The following is a 20,204-nucleotide window of genomic DNA, read 5'->3' on the forward strand; positions in this document are numbered from 1 at the left end:
CACCCGCCCGTCGGCGCCTCAGGAGCTGCAGCTCACCACGAGGTGCCGTCCCCACGTGGGAGGGGATTCCGCGTAGGCCTCCTGGCCGGGGTGTTCGTCGAAGGGCGCGGACATCAGCGCGAGCACACGGTCCACCTCCGCGAAGTCCCCCTCCTGTGCGCGGGCGATGGCCTGTTGCGCCACCCAGTTGCGCAGGACGTACTTCGGGTTGACGCGGTCCAGGCGCGCGTGGCGTTCGCCGTCCACGCTGCCTTCGGACTCCAGCCGCGCCCGGTAGCGCGCGGCCCAGGTGTCGAAGCCCCCTGGCGGCAGGAAGTGGTCGCGCAAGGCGTCGTTGCGCGCCTCCGGACTGGAGTCGAAGCGGTTCAGCGCGCGGAAGAAGCGCGTGTAGTCCACGTGCGAGCCGGCCATCAGCCCGAACAGGTCCTGCACGAGCTCGCGGTCCTCGTCGCGGCCTTCCGTCAGGCCCAGCTTCTCGCGCATGCGCGCGAGGAAGTGGCGGGCGAACGTGGGCTGGAAGAGGGTCAGGGAGGCGCGCGCCTCGTCCTCGCTGATGAGCGTGAGCAGCGCTTCACCCAGGCAGGCCAGGTTCCACAGCGCGACGCGCGGCTGCTGGTCGAACGCGTAGCGGCCGCTGTCATCCGAATGGTTGCAGATGAAGCCGGGGTCGAAGTCGTCCAGGAACCCATAGGGGCCGTAGTCCAGCGTGAGCCCCAGGATGGACATGTTGTCGGTGTTCATCACGCCGTGCGCGAAGCCCACCGCCTGCCAGCGCGCGACGAGGTCGGCGGTGCGCTCCACCACCTCCGCGAAGAAGCGCGCATGGCGCCCCTCCTGGCCCGCGAGGTGCGGGAAGTGCGCGGCGATGACGTGGTCCGCGAGCGTGGCCACGTGGCCCGGCTGCTCGGTGTGGTGGAAGTACTCGAAGGTGCCGAAGCGCACGTGTGACGGGGCCAGGCGCACCAGCATGGCGCCGGTCTCCACCTGCTCGCGGTACACCGGCGTCCCGCTGCCCAGGATGCACAGGGCGCGGGTGGTGGGGATGCCCAGCGCGTGCAGGGCCTCGCCGGCCAGGTACTCGCGCACGGTGGAGCGCAGCACCGCGCGTCCGTCACCGCCGCGCGAGAAGGGCGTGGGCCCGCCGCCCTTCAGGTGCAGGTCCCACCTGCCGCCGTCCGGGGCGCGGACCTCGCCCAGGAGCAACGCGCGGCCGTCTCCCAGGCGCGGCACGTACACGCCGAACTGGTGCCCCGCGTAGACCATGGCCAGGGGCTCCATGCCGGGCAGCGGCGTGGCCCCGCCGAACACGCGCGCGAACTCCGGGCGCGTGGCCTCCCCGGCGTCCAAGCCCAGCAGCCTCAAGCCCGCCGGGTTCACGCTCACGACGCGCGCGTCCGGGAAGGGCGCGGGGGCCACCCGGGCGGCGAACCCGGGGGGCAGGCGGGCATAGGAATTGTCGAAGACGAGCTGTTCGAGCGAGGCCATGGTCTGGATGAACAAACGTCAGGGGATGTGCATGCCCCGCTGGACCGCGGGACGGCTGCCCACGCGGTGCAGGTACTGGGTGATGTTGTGCGTGTCGTTGAAGAGGTCCGGGAAGAAGTCCCGCGAGGTCTTCAGCCACGGGTACGTGGCGATGTCCGCGATGGAGTACGTGGTGGCCAGGTAGTCCCGCGACGCCAGCTGCCGGTCCACCACGCCCAGGATGCGCTTCGCCTCCGTCTCGAAGCGCTCAATGGCATACGGGACCTTGGTGGAGGCGAAGCGGCCGAAGTGGTTGAGCTGGCCCAGGATGGGGCCCAGGCCGCTCATCTGGAACATCAGCCACTGCGTCACCTCCGCCTTGCCGCGTGCATCCGTGGGCATCAGCGAGCCCGTCTTCTCCGCCAGGTACAGCAGGATGGCGCCGGACTCGAAGAGGGCCAGGGGCCGGCCTCCCGGCGCGGCGTGGTCCACGATGGCCGGAATCTTGTTGTTGGGATTGATGGCCAGGAACTCGGGCTTGAACTGGTCCCCCTGGGAGATGTCCACCGCGTGCGTCTTGTACGGGATGCCCAGCTCCTCCAGGGCGATGGAGATCTTGCGGCCGTTGGGGGTCTTGAAGGTGTACAGGTCGATCATGCCTTCACTCCGGTGAGCTGTTCGCTCACCTGCCAGAGCCGCTCCGCGAGCGCGTCATCCCGGGCGGCGGACGACGGCTTCGCCTTGCGGCATTTGATGAAGTACTCGCCGCTCACGCCCGCCACCTCCGGCGACGACGCCAGGTAGATGGACGTCCGCGCGCCCTTCTCCGGGGAGAGCATGAAGGGCGAGGCCAGCTTGATGAGGTGCTTGAAGAAGCCCTGGCTGTTGTGACCGAAGCCCGTGGCCACCGCGCCGGGGTGCAGCGCGTTCGCGGTGACCTGCGTGCCGGCCAGCCGCTTCGTCAGCCCGCGCGAGAAGAGGATGTTGCTGAGCTTGGCGTTGCCGTAGACGCGGATGCCGTCGTAGCGGCGGTTCGCCGTCTGCGGATCATCCAGGAAGTCCGCGTGCGCGAACCGGTGGCCTTCGGAGGACACGTTGATGATGCGCGCCGGTCCGCTCGCCACCAGCAGGTCGCGCAAGAGGTGCGTGAGGAGGAAGTGGGACAGGTGGTTGGTGGCGAACGTGGCCTCATTGCCGTCCACCGTCACCTGGCGCCGGTCGATGATGAGCCCCGCGTTGTTGAGGAGCACGTCCAGCCGTTGATGGCGGGCCCTGAACGCCTGGGCCAGGTCGCGCACGGACTGGAGCGAAGACAGGTCCGCGAGCAGCGACTCCACCTGCGCGCCGGGGGCGGCCTCGCGCACCGCGGCGACCGTGGCCGCCGTGCGGGCCTCATCCCTTCCGGACAGCACCAGCGTGGCCCCCCGCCGCGCCAGCGCCTTCGCCGTCTCCTGGCCGATGCCACCGGTGGCCCCGGTGATGAGGCACACCTTGCCGTCGAGACGGTCTTCACGAGGTTCTGCCGCCATGGGACGCGTCCTCCTGGAATCCGGGGACGCGTTCTATACGCCCCCCGCCGTCCCCGCGCAGGAGAACCTGCCCGGGGATGCGGGGATGCGGGGTGTGTCAGGTGCTGACCTGGCTGATGTCCTCGGCCTGGCGGCCCCGGCGGTTGCCGCCCTTGGGGGGCAGGGTGGCCCCCGCGCGCGCGTCGCCGTTGAGGTGGCTCTCCAGGAACCAGAGGTCCTCTTCGGTCTCGCCCAGGGTCTGGGTGAGGATGTCCGCGGTGACGGGGTCGTTCACGTCATCCGACTTGGTGATGCCGTCGCGGAGGCTGGCGGCGTAGCGGCCCACGCGCTCCACGAGCGCGCGGATGTGCGTCTCTCCGTCCACGGCCTGCAGGTCGTATTCGGGCAGCTGGCTGTTGTTGGTGGCCAGGCGGATGGTGCCCTGGGCGTAGCCGCCCAGCGCGCCCGCGCGCTCCGCGTAGGAGTCCGCGTGCTTGCGCGCGTGCTTGGCCACTTCGTCGAAGAGCAGGTGGCGGCTGTAGAAGTGCGTGCCACGGATGTTCCAGTGGGCCTGCTTCACCTGCCAGTGCAAGTCGATGGCGTTGGCGAGCAGCGTGTTGAGCATGTCGATGAGCTCTTCGCGCGCGTCCTGGGGAAGGTTCACGTGGCTGGTCGTGTACATGGTCCTGGTCCCTCGTTGGGTGGGTTGCGCGCGGCAGGCCGTCGGCATGACGTCTCGGCGCTTCCCACAGAGTGGGGATGGGGCGGGCCCTTGGCCATGGCGCGGCACATGCCGCCTGGCTGCACGGCTGGCTCGCAGGGCAGGCGGCCGGGGGGCACCGGACCTTCAGACAGCGCCGGGGGCGGTCAGCCGGGCGGCGACCTCCGTGGCGGCGCGCTCGCCGGACTCCACCGCGCCGTCCAGGTAGCCGCAGCCCTCGATGGCCGTCTCGGTGCCGGCCCAGTGCACGCGCCCGCACGGAGCCCGCAGCGCGTCGCCAATGGCAGTGAGCGTGCCGGGGCGGGGCAGGCCCACGTAGCAGCCGGCGCTGAACGCCTCCTGCTTCCAGTCCAGCGCCGCGATGGCCACGGGCGTGAGGGCCTGGGGGCCGAAGAAGCGCGCGAAGTCCGTCAGCGCCGCGCGGTGGATTTCCTCGGCGGGGCGGCCGGTCCACGCGCGGGCGGTGTCGCCCAGGAAGAAGCCCACGAGCGCGGGGTGATGGCCCTGGGGCCCGCAGTCGTCGAAGCACAGGCGCACCGGGCCCACGTCGCTGACGGCCTCGCCGGACAGGCCTGCTTCGCGCCAGAAGGCCGTGGCGTAGGTGGCCACGACCTTGATGACGCTGCCCATGGGGATGTCCGCGTGCGCACGGCGGCGGCCCGAGGGCAGGTCCGCGCCGAAGTCGATGCGCTCCGCGAGCGCGGGCGGCGTGGCCACCACCGCGTAGCGCGCGCGGAAGGTGCGGCCGTCCTCCGTGGTGGCGGTGACGCCGCGGGCATCCTGGAGCAGGGCCTTCACGGGCGCGGAGAGGATGACGTGGTCCGGAGGAAGCGCTTCCGCCAGCCTTCGTGAGAGGGATTGCGCGCCGCCCACGAAGCGCTCGGCCTGGGCGCCGCCTTCAATCTCGGTCAGCGGCATGAGGCCGCCGTTGGAGTGCACGTAGGAGAGGAAGTGCAGGAAGGACAGCTCGGAGGGCTCCGCCGCGAACACCGCGCGGGTGGCGATGTCCAGCGCGGCTCTCGCGCCCCAGGTGGGCACGTGGCGCTGCTTCCATTCCTCCACGGTGAGGGCGTCCCACTCGGCGGCCTTGGGCGCGGCGGAGGGCTGTTCGCGGGGGACGCGCTTCGCCAGACCATCCAGCTTCCAGACGACGCGCTGCAAATCCAGCAGCGACAGGAGGGGCAGGGACGGGACCTTGCCCTGGTATGTGCGGCGCTCGCCGCGCACCTCCAGCACCTTGGAGCCCTGGTGGTGCTGGGCGAAGCGCTGGAGCCCCAGGGTGTCCGCGAGCTTGAGCACGTGGCGCTGCCGGGGGCCCACCCACTGGCCTCCCAGGTCCACGAGCCCGCCGCCCAGGTCGCGGGTGAGGGTGCGGCCACCCACGCGGTCCCTCGCCTCCAGCACGGCGACGGTGGCGCCGGTGCGGGCGATGTCCCGGGCCGCGGTGAGCCCCGCGACGCCCGCGCCGATGACGACCACGTCCACGCTTTCACCCATAGGGCCGCGGACTCTATGCCGGAAGCGGCGGGTGGCTAGGATGCGCGCCGGACGTCAGATGGGAAGGGTGGAGGACCGGATGTTCGCGTTGGAAATGGTGGAGAAGGTGCGGCAGGTGGCGCCGGGCATGGCGAACGCGCTGACGACGCTCGCGGTGAAGAACATCGTCCCGCTGGCGGCGGCCATGGGCTACCGCATCGACGAGGTGACGGACGCGCGCGTGAAGGCGACGGTGCCGCTGGACCGCAAGACGAAGAACCACGTGGGCAGCGTGTACCTGGGCGCCCAGGTGACGGTGATGGAGCTGACGATGGGTGTGATGCTCTTCCGCCGCTTTCCGCCCGGCCAGTACAAGATGCTGGTCAACCGCATGGAGGTCGCCTTCCACGCGAAGGCGAAGACGGCGGTGAGCGCGGTGTGCGAGCCCCCGGAGGAGCTGCTCGCGAAGCTCGCGTCGGAGTTGCGCGCGACGGGCGACAAGGCGGAGGCGTGGATTCCGGTGCGCCTGTTGGGCACCGACGGCCAGTGCGTCGCGGAGTCACGCTTCCTGGCCGTCTTCAAGCGCGGGTAGCGACCGCGCCTACCCCGTAGCTCGGTTGGATAGAGCGGCGGTTTCCTAAACCGCAGGTTCGCTGGATTTGGTACCCGTTTGGTACCGAGTTTGCCCCTCCTGAAGCGCTGTCTCGGTCGCGCCTCGAACCCCCGAGCAGTCAGGGGCTCCACTCAAACCCGTGGGAGCCCCTCCGTAGCATGAGCCCTGGCGAGGTGTGGCTGGGGAGGGGCAGGTGGAGGAGCGCGGGCGGGAGTACCGGCGCAGGCAGCCGGAGGGGACGGTGCTGTACGAGGCGGTGAGGGAGAACCTGGCCACGCTGCTGGAGGAGGCGAGCGAGGCGGGGTGCGGCCTGCCCCGATACGTGGAGCGGGACTTTGCCCGGTACCTGGAGTGCGGAGTGCTGGCACACGGCTTCTCGCGGGTGCGCTGCGAGAGTTGCAAGGACGAGCTGCTCGTCGCCTAATCGTGCAAGGGGCGAGGGGTGTGTCCCTCCTGCAACGCGAAGCGGGCGCACGTCACCGCGGCGCACCTGGTGGAGGGGGTGCGCGGTGCGCTGGCGCTGGAGCGGCTGTCACGAGCGGAGGACGGCCGCATCGCCTACCGCATGAAGCGCCCGCTGCCGGACGGCACCACGCACCTGCTCTTCACCGGGCTGGAACTGTTACGGCGTGTAGCGTCCCTGGTACCTCCGCCTCGGACAAACCTCACGAGGTTCCACGGCGTCTTCGCTCCAGGCGCGCAACTGCGGCCATTTCTGGTCCCTCAAGCAGGTGCGGAGGAGGCGAGCGAGGCGCCCCAGGCAGCGGTCAGGAAGGAGCGGATGAAGCAGAGGACGCCGCGAGTGGACTGGGCAGAGTTGCTCAGGAGGACGTTCGACTTGGACGTGTTCGTCTGCGTGAGGTGTGGAGGCAGGCGGCGGGTGCTGGCGTCTGTGCAGGGAGGGGGTGGAGTGCGAGCGATTCTGGAGCACCTGGGCCTGGGCCCGGCAGGTGCGAGGCTGGCCCCGGCGCGAGGGCCCCCCAGAGTGCGTGGTGTTGAGGCTCAAGCCGCCCCAGCCAAGAGAACCAGGCCCCTGCCGCGCACCTCATGGGAAGGCGGCCTGGGCTGACGTGTATCCCAAGGGGCTCCAGCGGCTTCTCCACCCGCCTGGCGTACTGCCCGGGCGGCCCCGTCAGCGGCCCTCCTCGGCTCCTGCGCTCCAGCCCTCACCCTCAACATGGCCTTTATCCCGCCTATGCGCACCCGGGCATCGGTGTATTCGAGTAGGACGAGGGTTCGACTGCGGTCACCTCAATCGGCCATGGTCATTTGCCCTCTGTGCCTTCAATCGACCGTCGGCGAGCAAGGTGAAGAGGTCAGCTGCTCGCATTGCGCGACGCGGTTCGTCGCGGGTCAGCCACTGGCGGCGAAGGTGCTGCCGCATCCTCCGCGGAAGACGCCGTCGGCGCCACGTGTCCCGGTCTCGGTGATGCTGTGCGCGTTGGCCCCCTTCGTCGCTCCGGTGGCCGCGATGTTGACCTGGACGGTCCCCCCATCGAGCCAGCGGCGGTCCTTGTGCCGCTCGTCCTCCTGCTCGGCGGCTGGCTGGCGGGAGGTTTTGCGATCGTCGCGGCCAAGAGAATCGGTTCGCGGTGGAGCACCGTGGCCAGCGTCGCAATCCGGGCCTCGTTCCTCGAATTCGTGATCTGGTGCGTCCTCTTTTTCTACCTCGCGATGGCGCCGGTCATGCCAGGTCGCTGAGCCCGGTACAGCCGGCTCGCGCACACGTCGGAGCAGCACGTGAACGTGGGGCTGGATCCGGTGCGCACCGCCCCGGCCCACGAAGCCCGCGAAGACCGGTGGCAACGACCCGGGCATCGGCGTGTTCGAGTAGCAGCGGGTTCGATTGCCGCCGCTTCCACGCCGAGCAATCCGCCGCTCTCAAGCGAGTTCCCTCTGAAGAAGAGAGCGGGGCTTATATTTCGGGACCAATCGGTTCTTGTAGGACCCAATTTGGACCAAATCCGGAGCGCATAAGAAGGATGAGGAGGCGGCAGGCGACGGGCCACTGCTGCTGCAGACTCAACACCACGCGTTCTGGCGTGGCCCCCGTGCTGGAGCCAGTCTCCCAGGCAGCGTGGGCAGTCCCAGGTGCTTCAGGATGGCACGCACCCCACCGGGAGCCGTCAGATACGCCAGCACCCGGCGCCTGCCTCCACACCTGCCGCAGGCGAACACGTCAAGCGCGAAGCTCCTGCGCAGCAACCCGGCCCAAGTAAGCCGCGGCGTGCGCTCTTGGGTCGGCTCCTGCCTCGTCGCTGCTAAAGGCGGCTCACTTGCCTCTTCCGGCTTCGGCTCTGTCCCCGCTTGAGGGAGCCGGCCATGTACCACGTCAAGACGATGATCGTGGACGGCGTCTGGACTTCGGTGGGGTTGACCAACTTCGACCCGCGCTCGCTGCGGCTGAACAGCTCTGAACCGAGGAAGACATTCAGGCGCGGTTCTCGGACCAGGGCAGTCCCCACGAGGCATGCCCGATAGGCATGCTAGTCCCTACGAGCAAGTATTGTTCCGGGATTTTCTTCCGTACGAGACTCTCACCCAAGGCAGATCACTTGGCCCTCTGCTGGCCTCCCAATGCAACCCACTGCCGTGAAAAAGGACTCCATGTCTGCACTCCGACTCCTGGCTCTCTCGCACCTGTTGCTCGTCGGCCTCCATGCGCGTGGAGACGAGCTTCGTCCCGGGGCCGATCTGATTGTTTTCAACGCGAAGATCACCACTCAGCACCTGGCGCAGCCGGCGGCTTCCGCGGTCGCGATCAAAAGAGGGCGGATCTACGCAGTGGGCGACGACGCCGAGATCCTCGCCCTCAAGAACAGCAAAACCAAACTGATCGATGCGGAGGGGCATCGCCTGATCCCGGGCATCAATGATGCCCACGTCCACGTGCTGAATGAGAACAACTACAACTACAACGTGAGGTGGGACGGGGTTCCCACCTTGAGCCGCGCCCTCGAGATGTTGAAGGAACAGGCCAAAAGAACGCCCAAGGGCCAATGGGTCAAGGTGATCGGGGGGTGGTCGCCGTATCAGTTCAAGGAGAACCGGTTCCCGACCTTGGAGGAGCTGAACGCCGCGGTACCTGACCGGCCGTACATCGTTCAATACGCCTACAACCAGGCGTTCTTGAACGAGTTGGCGATGAAGGAGATCGGCGTGGGAACCCCCAAGCTCCAGATGCCGCCCGGCACGGAATTCGAGAAAGACATACAAGGCAAGTACACCGGCGTCGTGCGAGGGTTCACCTGGACCTTCGTGGCGCTCGAAGCGGTGGTCCCGTTGCCTTCCTTCGCGGAGAAGGTGAACTCGCTCGCCTACGCGATCAACGACTTGAACCGGTTCGGAGTGGTATCGGCGCTGGAGTCCGGCAGCATCATCCCCTACCCGGAAGGGCACAAGCCCATCGAAGCCCTGATCAGGGATCAGCGTTTGAACGTTCGTTTCCCTTACATGGATCTCCAGCTCGTCGAGCCCGGCGCTTCGATGGTGGACGCCGAGATCGATGCCATCACCAAGAAGTCTCCGACCAGCCCCGGGGACAACACGCACCCGACCCTGGCGCATGGTCACGAATACCAAACCAACGGAGAAGTGCTGAACGCCCAACTCCACGACCATGAGAACTTCGACCGGCCGGCTGTGGTGATCGATCGGGAATTCATGCGAAAGACCGTCGAAGAGGACGTGGGCAAGCTGGTGAAGCGGCGAAGCCCGTTCCGGATGCATATCAGCTACGACGAGAACATCTCTCCATTCCTGGATGCTCTGGAAGCGCTGAACAAGAAAACGCCTTTCGACGGCCTGCGGTGGAGCATCGAGCACGCCGAAACGATCAGCCCGAAAAACATCGAAAGGATCAAGAAACTGGGCGGCGGAATCGCGCTGGACGACAAGATGGCGCTCCACGGAGACGGCTTCATCAAGACCCACGGCCGCGAGGTGGCCCTGCAGACGCCTCGCTTGCGTCAGCTCGTCGACAGCGGGATCCCGCTGGCCATGACCACCGACGGATTCAGGGCTTCTTCTTACAACCCGTGGGTGGCTATCCAGTGGATGGTCACCGGCAAGTCGGTGTCGGGCTCGGAGATCCTGGCCAAGGACAACCGCCTGAGCCGGGAAGAGGCGCTCAAACTCTATACTTTGGGTGCCGCGTGGTTCACCAAGACCGAGAACGAGAGCGGGAGGATCGCGCCGGGCAACCTAGCGGACTTCGCGCTGCTGAGCACCGACTACTTCTCGGTGCCGGAAGAGGAGATCCAGCATATCACTTCCGTGATGACAGTCGTGGACGGGAAGGTCGTGTTCGGTGCGGGCAAATACAGCAAACTCGCTCCGGAACTGCCGAAGATCATCCCGACGTGGTCCCCGATCAAGTACTTCGGCGGCTACTATGGCGCGAAATGACGAGCTGAAACCCATGGGCCAAAGCGTGAACAAAGCGCATGGAGCCGCCGGAGCGGACGTGATCATCGTGGGCGCTGGGTCGGCGGGGGCCGTCCTGGCCCGCCGATGGGCGCGGAGAGCGATCCGACCCCGGTCGTGGATCGATGGGGACAGGTTCGGGCCGTGGAAGGCCTACGGGTCATCGATTCGTCGATCATTCCGGCGATCCCGTCGGTTCCTACCAATCTGACCACGATCATGTTGGCCGAGAAGCTCGCCCACGAGCTGTTCCGATGAGAGGCGTCAGACGATGAGCAGGCCCGCCGCCGGACGAAGCGACTTCAGCTTCACGGCGGCCAGGATGGCCAGGAAGTCGTTCCCTGCCGAGGACAGCTTGGCTTGATCGTAGATCACCACGACGGGCAGCCTGGGCGGGGCCGGCAGCACCGGACGGAAGTTGAGCCGGCTGCCCGCGAGCTTAGCCATCGTCTCGAAGCCGATCGCGACGCCTTTGCCGGACTCGACGGCCGCGAAGAGACTGGAGATCCCGTCGCACTCCATCACGATGTTCGGCTCCTCGGTGAACCCGGAGAGGATCTTCCGGATCGCCGAATGAGCCTCCGGGTGCTCGCTCTTCGTGAAGGTGATCAGCCCTTCCTTCGCGACTTCGGCCAACGGCACTTGCTTCAGCTTCGCGAAACGGTGCTCTTTGGGGAAAGCCACGGTGACGCCGTAGCTTCCGAGCTCTTTCATCGCCAGCCCCTCGAATGACTGGGGGGCGACGCCGATGGTGATTCCGAGATCCAGCTTCAGATCCCTCACGCCGCGGACGATCCCGTTGCTCGACAGGTCTTTTAGCTCGATCTGGATCGAGGGATGCTGCTTGTGGAAAACCCGCATCGCTTGCTTCAGGATTTCCACGGCCGGCGTGGCGGCGAATCCGATCCTCAGGATGGACCGATGCGAAGGCGATTTCCGTCGCACCTTCTCGACGGCGTCTTCGACCCGACGAAGGATGACCTTGCATTCGGCGAGAAACACCTTGCCCGCTTCCGTCAGAGCGATGGAATTGGGATATCGCTCGAGGAGATCGACTCCGAGCTCCTCCTCCAAGTCGCGGATTTGCCGACTGAGCGCAGGTTGAGAAATATGAAGCAGTTGCGCCGCGCGGGTCACGCTGAGCTGCTCGGCAACCGCCGCGAAATACCTCACGTGTCTGAGTTCCATGATCGCAGCATAACCAAAAGGCATGCTAGCGGCACCTAAGGGGCAGTCCGCGCCTCAGCTCGCCTGCCTCCGCCAGCAGCGTGGCGAGGTTATCCCTCACCGCCTCATACAGCACCGTCCCCTCCGGCCGCCTGCGCCGATACTCCCACCCGCGCTCCTTCACCAGTCCCTCCCCAGCCACACCTCGCCAGGGCACACGCTACCGGTGGGCACCCACGGAACTTCGCCAAGCCCGCTCTCAAAATGCCGTGCCTGGAAGTCCTATGGGACCTGCGCTCGACCCAGACGGAGCGCTCTCGCCAGAAGCTCAGAGCGGCGGGTTCGAATCCCGCCGCCTCCAGCATGAAGAGCCCAGCAAGCTGAAAGGGTTTGGCCTGGGCCTGCCGTTTGTGCGCATCGCCGATACCGAGCACCGGCTACGTCCTCTGCCCGAGTGCTTCGCTCAGCGTGTCTGCGAACAACCCATCTTCCGCGAGAGCTTCGGCCTCTTCTGAGGGGATGCCTCAACTGGCGAGTGAGTTGGAAGGAGCTGTCACCGCCGCGACCTTCACTTCCGGTCACATTTTCAGGGCGCTGTCAATACGCCAAAAATCTAATGGAGCAATCGGCGGCGGGCCTATGAACCGCACTTCGGAAGGACAGGCTCCAAAAAAGAGCAGGCGTACGATCCATTTGTTCACCCTGGGCGCAAAACTGACGCACACGAAGAGCCAGTGAGCCTGAGGAACTCGAAGTCGTGGGGAAACCAGAAGACGACAAGCACCAATGGCACTGAGCCTCCGACTCCGTCGAAGGTAGTGGGGTTGCGCTGACGCCTGTACGAAAGGCGTCGTGCGCAAAAGACAGTCATTGTGCCGTATCGGCAGAGATCCAGCCGTTGGCAGGGAAAAGCAGTCAAGAGGCACCAACGGAAACAGTCCAACGAGACACCTGTGGCCTCCACGCAAACCGTCGCGAGGCCGTGGTGTCCTTTTTTTCGGAACTCCAATGAAACACAACTCACTTTCTCTCCTTGTCATGCTGACGGGGGCCGGTTTGCTCGGCCTCATCGGCGGTTGCAGCCCGATCTCCGTCGGAGACAATGACGCGCACGTCGGTACGGCCGACTCCGCCCTCACCGCCGGGCAGTGCGATTACTTCGAGGTCAACGGGAAGGTCCAGCTCTGCCACAAGACCAGTTCGACGAAGCATCCCTACACGATCGTCCGTGTTAGCGAGCAGGCGTGTATCAACGCTCACAGCGCTCACGACGGCGACTACGTCACCAGCCTCGACCCGACCTCGTCGCTCTACGACCCGACGTGCAGCGGCCAGGGCTGCCTGTCCGTGAACGCGCCGTGCGACGCCACGGTCCCCTGTTGCGACGGCCTCACGTGCCAGAGCGGCACCTGCGGCGACGTCAACGAGTGCGCCGCCGGTACCGACAACTGCAACGAAAACGCCACCTGCACCAACACCGTGGGCTCCTTCACCTGCGCCTGCAATGCGGGGTACGAGGGCGACGGCGTGACCTGCGGCGACATCAACGAGTGCGCCGCCGGTACCGACAACTGCAACGAAAACGCCACCTGCACCAACACCGTGGGCTCCTTCACCTGTGCCTGCAATGCGGGGTACGAGGGCGACGGCGTGACCTGCACCGACATCGACGAGTGCACCGCCGGTGCCGACAACTGCAACGAAAACGCCACCTGCACCAACACCGTGGGCTCCTTCACCTGCGCCTGCAACGCGGGGTACGAGGGCGACGGCGTGACCTGCACCAACGTCAACGAGTGCGCCGCAAACCCCTGCCTGAACGGTGGCACCTGCATCGATGGCATCAATAGCTACACCTGCAAGTGCGCTCCCACCTACGAGGGGGCCAACTGCCAGGCTTGCTCCGGCACCCTCGGGGACTGCAACGGGAACTCGTCCGACGGCTGCGAGGTGAACCTCCAGAGCGACGCCGATAGCTGCGGCGCCTGCGGCATCGTGTGCTCGACGGGCCAGATCTGCTCGAACGCCACCTGCCAGATCGCCCCCACCGGCCAGGTCCCCGGCACGCCGGTCAGCTCCCCCGCGAACCACAACCCGCTGGCCCCGGCGGTCGCCGATGTGAATGGCGACGGCAAGCTCGACATCCTGGTGGCCAACGCCGAATCCGGGGCGATCCTGTTCCCCTCTGGCTCGCTCTCCGTTTTCCTGGGGAACGGCGACGCCAGCGTCCAGTCGGAGGTCAACTACGGGAGCGCCTCGCTCTCCAGCAACGCGGTCGTGGCCGTGGACGTGGACGGCGACGGGTGGCTCGACGCCGTCACCGTCAACGGCCAGACCAACCTGCTCCTCATCAACGGAAGCATCAGCGTCTACAAGAACCTGGGCCCGAGCGCGCCCGGGACCTTCGGCGCGCCGACGAGCTTCACCACCGGCACTCCGGGCTCCGTCCACCTCTGCACCGGGGACTTCGATCACGACGGGGGGGCTGACATCGCCACGACGAGCGTGACCCTGAGCCAGGTGAGCGTGCTCTTCGGCACCGGCGCGGGCAGCTTCGGCGCGCCCACATTCATCGGCATCCCGAACACCGGCGGCGTGCAGTCGACCATCGCCTGCCGTGACCTGAACAGCGATGGCTTCTCCGATATCGTGGTGACGAGCCCCGCCAGCGCACGCCTGTCGGTCCTCATCAACCAGGGAGACGGCACGTTCGCCGCACCCGTCGCCTACAGCAATTCCGCCAGCGGCCAGACAGCGGGCATCGCCTTCGGCGACGCCAACGGCGACGGCACGCTCGACATCCTCTCGAACGGCGCGGCCGGCCGGTTCCTCTTCTACTTCAGAGGGAACGGCAACGGCACCTTCGCGAGCGGCGTTCAGTCAACCGCCGCGGCCAATACGGCCGCCAACTCGGCGCTGGGCGTCGTGGCCGATGACTTCAACGGCGATGGCAAGCTCGACGCCTACATCCTCGTTACAACGGCCTCGGGCGGCGTCCGCCCGATGACCGGCAACGGCAACGGAGGCTTCACCTCGGGCACCGTCGTCACGACCGGCGCCTCGCCTGGCCTCAACGCCATCGCCACCGCGGACATGGACGCGGATGGGTACGCCGATCTCATCCTGACCAACAGGGGCTCCGGCACCGTGACCGTGGTCCCCAACGGGCTCTGAGTCGCTGTCCGCGATACCGCGATGGGGCGGTGTGCCCTGACTTCAGCGCGGTCTCGGTAGGAGAATCGGTGCGCCGCGTGCCTCGCGCGCGGCGCACCGAAAAACGCGCACGCGCCTGGCCCGACTGGAGGAGGCCCTGCGAAAGCTGGAGGCCTGCCAGCCCACCGCGGAGGCGCTGCCCATGCGCGCGACGGTGGCCGTGGACACCGCCGGGCTGCGCGAGGAGCTGCGCCCGCTGCTGTCCCAGCTCACCCCGGAGCAGCGGCAGGAACTCATCCGCACGCTCGTCGTCAACATCAACAGCGGCAAGGTGAAGGTCGACGTCGTCGGCGCCCCTTTCTGAGCCAGCCATCGCACGTCCCTGGCCTTCGCTTCCGCGGGGCCGCGCCTTCAGGGGCAATGCTCCGTCGAGCCGCCCTTGGGCGCGCAGGTGCGGTGCTTGGGGGGAGCCGATACCTGCGCGGATTCACACAAAGGCCTGGTGATGAGATCCGGATCCTTGTCCGCGTCCTCGTTCTGCCATTCAGCCCAATTCTTGGGCTTTGTCGCCACTCCCATTCCGAGCCCCAACGAGAGCGGATTGGCGCTGGGAGTGAGGCTGGGGCCGGCGCTCCAGGTCAGCTCCTGCTTGGACCACGTATGCGCGTAGCCTGACTTGATCTTGAGCCTCGGGCACTGTCCAGCGACGGGGGCGAACGGGACGAACCACATATCGATGTGGATCTGGGCCGCCTTCATGTTGAACCACTGCTTGCTGGAGGCCGGTCCCGATGGGGTCCCGGCCTCAGCGGACACCGTCGGCATGTCCTCCGTGCCGCAGAGCCCGCTGGTGGCGGTCTTCCCTCCCGCTGACATCGTGAACTTGTCCTTGAAAACCTTGTCGTCAATCCTGACGGCAACGTCGGTGTGACTGATGACGTCGGCCGTCTCGTCGCGGTTGTAGGTCTCGTGGGTGCAGGCATCGAACAACCTCACCCTCATGGCCTTGACGTCGACGGAGCTGCTGAAGTTGACGCGCACGGCGTCGTCAGAGCCGATGTCGCCGTCCTTGGACGGCCAGCAGAACTTGCCCTCGCAGGCATCGGGGAGCCAACGGCCGCTGAGGACGACGTGGTGGGCCTTCTTGTCCTGGTCATACCCGACGTAGGACGCCGTATCCATGTCGAAGGCCGTCGCGACCGTGTGCTTGCCTTCGGGGAGCGCGGAGGCAGGCAACACGGGCAACATCATCAACGCTGTCACCGCCAGGGGCAGCAACCCGAGGCCACGGATTCTCCGGTGAAGGCGGCGTCCGGGGGGATGGGCAGCGGAACCGCATACAACTGAGCGCATGAGAGCCTCCCCGGTATCGGCTCCGCCTGGCGACCGCGGGACATACCGGTGCTATCGGCGTTCGAGGAGGGCGCGCCCCCAAGAAGCGCCGGGGGGAACTTCAACCCTGTGCACGGGCTCAGGGGGCCGGAATCCCTCACCTCGGAACGCGGGGACGAACACTTGCTCGCTCCCTACGGACAGGCGCTTGCCGGTGCCTACCTCCACGGGCAGTCGCCGCTCAGCTCGTCCGGCGTAGCGCCGCGAAGTGGTTGCCGTAGAAGGCGATATAGACGACGCCCGGAGGCAGGTTGTTCCTGTCGAAGCCCTGGGCCTCCACCCCGTTGTGGAAGAGGCGGGCCCCGGTGGGGGGCTCGAAGACGACGACAGGCTTCTCATGGGAGAACGCCCGGATCTTCGTCAGCCCGCCCCAGACGTACTGCTGCTCCCTCAAGCAGGTGCGGAGGAGGCGAGCGAGGCGCCCCAGGCAGCGGTCAGGAAGGAGCGGATGAAGGAGAGGACGCCGCGAGTGGACCGGGCAGAGTTGCTCAGGAGGACGTTCGACTTGGACGTGTTCGGGGAAGGCGGCATGGGCCGACGTGTATCCCAAGGGGCTCAAGAGGCTTCTCCACCCGCCTGACGTACTGCCCGGGCGGCCCCGTCAGCGGCCCTCCTCGGCTCCTGCGCTCCAGCCCTCACCCTCAATCAATGGGGAGGTGGCGAAGCTCGTGGAGGATCACCTTGCTTAGCGTCTCGATGCGCAGGTGGCATTCATCGAAGCTGTCCAGGACGATGTAGAGCGGAGCATCCCCGGCCTTCCACTTCGTGATGGCTTCTCCTTCGAAGAGGGCTCGCGCAAGTTGCCCCTCATCCCCGAACGCGGCAAGGTCATGCCAGAGAAGCTGCGCGCCCACGCGAGCGCAGTGGTCCTGGATGGCCTGCCGCTCCTGCTGGAGGGTGGTGGTCTTGCCCATGCCCGGCTCGCCGAGCAGTGCCACGGACAGCAAGGCTGGAGTGATGAGGCCGGAGGAGCGGGTGCGCTTCGGATTTCGGAAGGTCATGGCACGTCCTGGAGCGATTGAGGTCACAGCCGAATTGCGCGTCCCAACGTGCGCCTCGCGTCCCATGCGAGCGCCTGTCTCGAAGCGCGACCCGGATGTCCTCCAGGGCGAGGTCACTGACTGTCATTGTTCGTGAGTCCAATCCCCGGGTCTCACGTCCATGAACGTCGGACAAGCGTTACATGTCCGCGACGTCACTTCCCTCCCGTTCGCAGGGTGATGGCGGAGCGTTGGGATGGCCGTCAGTCTCCTCGCCGAAATCGGAATGCCTGTGCGGGGGGCTGTATCGTGAACAAAGCATTCATTCATCTGGTGCTGGCGCTCGCAGTGTCGCTGCTGGCGGGCTGCTCTGTTGAGCCCTCGGACCCCGACCTTCTCTCGGAAGCCTCGGACCGGATCACCGCCCAGGGGTGTCCAGACGCGCAGTCCTGCGTCGGCTGGAGCCAGACGGCGTCCATGTCTTCTCCGCGCGCGTACCACACGGCGACGAGGCTGCTGGATGGCAGGGTGCTCGTCGTCGGAGGGCGCTCCACGCGCGATACGCTCGCGACGGCGGAGGTGTACGACCCAGCCTCGGGGATCTGGAGTGCCACGGGCACCATGGCCGAGGCGCGCGATGGACATTCCGCGACGCTGCTGCCCGACGGCAAGGTCCTCGTCGCCGGGGGATTCAGACTGGGGTTTGGAAATCTCGCGACGGCGGAGGTGTACAACCCCGCCTCGGGGACCTGGAGCACCACCGAATCCATGGCCGCCCCTCGCAGGTTGCACCCGGCGACGCTGTTGCTCAACGGCAAGGTCCTTGTCTCGGGAGGCTTCGGCGATACCGGAGGGTCTCTCGCGACGGCGGAGGTGTACGACCCCGCCTCGGGGACCTGGAGCACGACCGGCTCCATGGCCTCCCCTCGCAGGTTGCACACGGCGACGAGGCTTGGCAGCGGCAAGGTGCTCGTCGCCGGCGGGCAGGAGGTGCTCAACGCGCTCGCGACGGCGGAGATCTACGACCCCGCCTCCGGCACCTGGTGCGCGACCGGCACCATGACCGAGGCTCGCGCGGCGCATACGGCGACGCTGCTGCCGAATGGCAGGGTGCTCGTCGCTGGAGGCGCCGCCAACATCATCACGCGCTCGACGGCGGAGGTGTACAACCCGGCCTCCGGCAGCTGGAGTGCCACTGGAGCCATGGCGACGGCTCGTGACGAGCACACAGCGACATTGCTACCTGGCGGCAAGGTGATGGTCACCGGGGGGCGAAACGGAAGCACCAACCTCGCGTCGGTGGAGTTGTATGAGACAGTGTCGGGGACCTGGAGCGTCCTGGGCTCCATGAGTGCAGTTCGCTTCGAGCACACGGCGACGCTGCTGCTCAACGGCAAGGTGCTCGTCGCGGGGGGATTCTCATTCTATTCGGCGGAGCCGATCCTCGCGACGGCGGAGGTTTACGGCCCTCTGGCGGGCACCTGGAGCGCCACGGGCTCCATGACGGAACCTCGACGTCGGCACACGGCGACGTTGCTGCGCAATGGCACGGTGCTCGTCGCGGGGGGAGATGGCGATGTCTCCCCACCCGTGGCGACGGCGGAGGTGTACACCCCGGCCACGGGCAGTTGGCGCGCGACCGGCTCCATGGCCCAACCTCGCAACAGGCACAGTGCGACGCAGCTGCGCAACGGCAAGGTCCTCGTCGCCGGGGGGAGTGGCATTGTTGAGTTCGGCCTCCGCGAGGCGGAGGTGTACAACCCGTTCTCAGGCACGTGGAGCACGACCGGCGCGATGACCGCGGAGCGTTTGGACCACATGGCGACGTTGCTCCACGACGGCACGGTCCTCGTCATGGGCGGGCAGAACAGCAGCGGGCTCCTCGCGACAGCAGAGGTGTACAACCCGCTCTCGGGCACGTGGAGCACGACGGGTTCGATGGTCGACGCTCATCGCGATGGCGCGGCGGCGCTGCTGCGCAACGGGAAGGTCCTGGTCATGGGGGGAGACAACCTCATCAGCAACCTCGCGAGGGCGGAGGTCTATGACCCCGCCTCGGGCTCCTGGAGTGCCACCGGCTCCATGACCTCCGCTCGGTCCGGACACACGGCGACGCTGTTGCGCAACGGCAAGGTGTTGGTCGCTGGGGGATTCAGTGGGGATTACCTCGCGACAGCTGAGATTTATGACCCCGTTTCGGGGACCTGGAGTGCGACCGGCTCCATGACGGGACCGCGTTACGGGCACAGGGCGACGTTGCTGCCTGATGGAAAGGTCATCGTCGCGGGGGGAATCAACGCGGGCGGGTACCTCGCGACAGCGGAGGTGTATGACCCGACGTCGGGGACCTGGCGCGCGACCGGCTATCTGGTCGAGCCTCGCGGGAATCACACGGCGACCTTGCTGCATACCGGAAACGTGCTCCTCTCCGGTGGGGACACCAGTTTCAGCACGGCGGAGCTGTACACACCCTGCGTCCACTGAGATCTGTATGCTCGGGGGCTGTCCTCGTCATTCCTCGTGTTGCTGGTGATCGCGGTGTTCATGGGGGGCGCTCATCGGCCTCTGGTTGCGCTCCTCCAACCGTGAGCAGTCCTCGGAGCCGCCTCCCTACCGGACCGGTCCCCGGAGGTGGGGCGGCAGCGCCTCGCGGAGTTGATCGAGTCCGGGCAGATGATCAACGCCATCAAGCTCTACCGGGAGCTTCATGGCTGCTCCCTCAAGCAGGTGCGGAGGAGGCGAGCGAGGCGCCCCAGGCAGCGGTCGGGAAGGAGCGGATGAAGGAGAGGACGCCGCGAGTGGACCGGGCAGAGTTGCTCAGGAGGACGTTCGACTTGGACGTGTTCGTCTGCGTGAGGTGTGGAGGCAGGCGGCGGCGTTGAGCTCCCGTCAGCCGCGGGTCCCCTGGCGGCTCGACACGCTGGCCGCGCGCACGGGGGGCTCCCCCTCCCGGCTCCAGCACCTCTTCCAGGCCGAGCTGGGCGTCACGCCGCGCCAGCTGCGGACCTGGCAGCGCCTGCGCGACGTCCGCCGGCGGTTCGCGGCGGGCGGAAGCCTCACGCTGGCGGCACACAAGGCCGGGTTCGGTGCGTCCACGAGCCCCGGGGACCCGCGCCCGAGTCCGCCTGAGCAAAGCCCCCGCGCCCCGCGGTTCCAGCCGTTCCGTGGCCAGACGCTCACGCTGGAAAAACGCGGATGGCCCAGTATGCGGAAATCGCCCGGGCATTCTCCCCGTAGACTCCGGGGCGCAACGAAGCCGCATGACGGCGCGAGATCGTGGAGGGGGCGGGTGGCTGGGACGCAAT

The 20,204-nt window shown here is 67.1% G+C and carries 19 protein-coding genes and 1 tRNA gene; 11 read left to right on the top strand and 9 right to left on the bottom strand.

Annotation, left to right across the window (positions count from 1 at the left end; translation table 11 throughout):
* Positions 1 to 18 precede the first annotated feature (18 nt).
* The 5 genes from D7W81_RS27555 to D7W81_RS27575 form a co-directional block, all read right to left on the bottom strand.
* Positions 19 to 1,485 (bottom strand): protein adenylyltransferase SelO, encoded by a 1,467-nt coding sequence (locus D7W81_RS27555; RefSeq protein WP_120558391.1) that lies wholly within the window; start codon positions 1,483 to 1,485, stop codon positions 19 to 21.
* An 18-nt stretch (positions 1,486 to 1,503) separates the two neighbouring features.
* Entirely contained in the window at positions 1,504 to 2,121 is a 618-nt protein-coding gene (locus D7W81_RS27560; RefSeq protein WP_120558373.1) for a glutathione S-transferase N-terminal domain-containing protein, read from the bottom strand.
* Positions 2,118 to 2,993: an SDR family oxidoreductase gene (locus D7W81_RS27565; protein WP_120558374.1), complete on the bottom strand. Its 876-nt coding sequence runs from the start codon at positions 2,991 to 2,993 to the stop codon at positions 2,118 to 2,120. Before D7W81_RS27565 ends, D7W81_RS27560 begins: the two co-directional genes overlap by 4 nt.
* A 97-nt stretch (positions 2,994 to 3,090) precedes the next feature.
* Positions 3,091 to 3,654, bottom strand: a complete 564-nt coding sequence (dps, locus tag D7W81_RS27570) for a DNA starvation/stationary phase protection protein Dps (RefSeq protein ID WP_120558375.1) — start codon at positions 3,652 to 3,654, stop codon at positions 3,091 to 3,093.
* A gap of 165 nt (positions 3,655 to 3,819) precedes the next feature.
* Positions 3,820 to 5,190: a flavin monoamine oxidase family protein gene (locus D7W81_RS27575; protein WP_120558376.1), complete on the bottom strand. Its 1,371-nt coding sequence runs from the start codon at positions 5,188 to 5,190 to the stop codon at positions 3,820 to 3,822.
* Positions 5,191 to 5,269: 79 nt separating this feature from the next.
* Here D7W81_RS27575 and D7W81_RS27580 point away from each other — a divergent pair, with 79 nt between their 5' ends.
* The 7 genes from D7W81_RS27580 (at position 5,270) to D7W81_RS44445 (ending at position 10,465) form a co-directional block, all read left to right on the top strand.
* Positions 5,270 to 5,761 carry a DUF4442 domain-containing protein gene (locus D7W81_RS27580; protein ID WP_120558377.1) on the top strand — a complete coding sequence of 164 codons (492 nt, stop codon included), beginning with the start codon at positions 5,270 to 5,272 and terminating at the stop codon, positions 5,759 to 5,761.
* Between the two features lie 7 nt (positions 5,762 to 5,768).
* Positions 5,769 to 5,912 (top strand) — tRNA-Arg (locus D7W81_RS42495).
* Positions 5,913 to 5,957: 45 nt separating this feature from the next.
* Positions 5,958 to 6,206, top strand: coding sequence for a hypothetical protein (locus D7W81_RS27585; RefSeq protein WP_120558378.1), 249 nt, complete (start codon positions 5,958 to 5,960; stop codon positions 6,204 to 6,206).
* 78 nt (positions 6,207 to 6,284) lie between these two features.
* Entirely contained in the window at positions 6,285 to 6,851 is a 567-nt protein-coding gene (locus D7W81_RS43705; protein ID WP_158621697.1) for a transposase, read from the top strand.
* Between the two features lie 446 nt (positions 6,852 to 7,297).
* Positions 7,298 to 7,483, top strand: coding sequence for a hypothetical protein (locus D7W81_RS27595; protein ID WP_120558380.1), 186 nt, complete (start codon positions 7,298 to 7,300; stop codon positions 7,481 to 7,483).
* A gap of 906 nt (positions 7,484 to 8,389) precedes the next feature.
* Positions 8,390 to 10,189, top strand: a complete 1,800-nt coding sequence (locus tag D7W81_RS27605) for an amidohydrolase (RefSeq protein WP_120558382.1) — start codon at positions 8,390 to 8,392, stop codon at positions 10,187 to 10,189.
* A gap of 105 nt (positions 10,190 to 10,294) precedes the next feature.
* Positions 10,295 to 10,465, top strand: a complete 171-nt coding sequence (locus D7W81_RS44445; RefSeq protein WP_120558383.1) for a GMC oxidoreductase — start codon at positions 10,295 to 10,297, stop codon at positions 10,463 to 10,465.
* A gap of 6 nt (positions 10,466 to 10,471) precedes the next feature.
* Here the strand turns inward: D7W81_RS44445 and D7W81_RS27615 are convergent, their stop codons facing one another.
* Positions 10,472 to 11,395, bottom strand: coding sequence for a LysR family transcriptional regulator (locus tag D7W81_RS27615; protein WP_158621698.1), 924 nt, complete (start codon positions 11,393 to 11,395; stop codon positions 10,472 to 10,474).
* Between the two features lie 1,035 nt (positions 11,396 to 12,430).
* Between D7W81_RS27615 and D7W81_RS27625 the strand changes: the two genes are divergently transcribed.
* Both D7W81_RS27625 and D7W81_RS42500 read left to right on the top strand, forming a co-directional pair.
* On the top strand, positions 12,431 to 14,548 hold the full coding sequence (locus tag D7W81_RS27625; RefSeq protein ID WP_158621699.1) for an FG-GAP-like repeat-containing protein: 2,118 nt from the start codon (positions 12,431 to 12,433) through the stop codon (positions 14,546 to 14,548).
* A 181-nt stretch (positions 14,549 to 14,729) separates the two neighbouring features.
* Entirely contained in the window at positions 14,730 to 14,891 is a 162-nt protein-coding gene (locus D7W81_RS42500; protein WP_158621700.1) for a hypothetical protein, read from the top strand.
* Positions 14,892 to 14,938: 47 nt separating this feature from the next.
* Here the strand turns inward: D7W81_RS42500 and D7W81_RS27630 are convergent, their stop codons facing one another.
* The 3 genes from D7W81_RS27630 to D7W81_RS27645 form a co-directional block, all read right to left on the bottom strand.
* On the bottom strand, positions 14,939 to 15,805 hold the full coding sequence (locus D7W81_RS27630; protein ID WP_120558387.1) for a hypothetical protein: 867 nt from the start codon (positions 15,803 to 15,805) through the stop codon (positions 14,939 to 14,941).
* 295 nt (positions 15,806 to 16,100) lie between these two features.
* Positions 16,101 to 16,313 (bottom strand): hypothetical protein, encoded by a 213-nt coding sequence (locus D7W81_RS27635; protein WP_120558388.1) that lies wholly within the window; start codon positions 16,311 to 16,313, stop codon positions 16,101 to 16,103.
* Between the two features lie 247 nt (positions 16,314 to 16,560).
* On the bottom strand, positions 16,561 to 16,920 hold the full coding sequence (locus D7W81_RS27645) for a hypothetical protein (RefSeq protein ID WP_120558389.1): 360 nt from the start codon (positions 16,918 to 16,920) through the stop codon (positions 16,561 to 16,563).
* Positions 16,921 to 17,208: 288 nt separating this feature from the next.
* Between D7W81_RS27645 and D7W81_RS27650 the strand changes: the two genes are divergently transcribed.
* Entirely contained in the window at positions 17,209 to 19,383 is a 2,175-nt protein-coding gene (locus D7W81_RS27650; protein ID WP_158621701.1) for a Kelch repeat-containing protein, read from the top strand.
* 223 nt (positions 19,384 to 19,606) lie between these two features.
* Positions 19,607 to 20,204: helix-turn-helix domain-containing protein (locus tag D7W81_RS44450; RefSeq protein ID WP_120558392.1), on the top strand; the 598-nt coding region annotated here is incomplete at its 3' end.

This window comes from Corallococcus aberystwythensis (assembly GCF_003612165.1).
In the GTDB taxonomy this organism is placed as follows: Bacteria; Myxococcota; Myxococcia; order Myxococcales; family Myxococcaceae; genus Corallococcus; species Corallococcus aberystwythensis.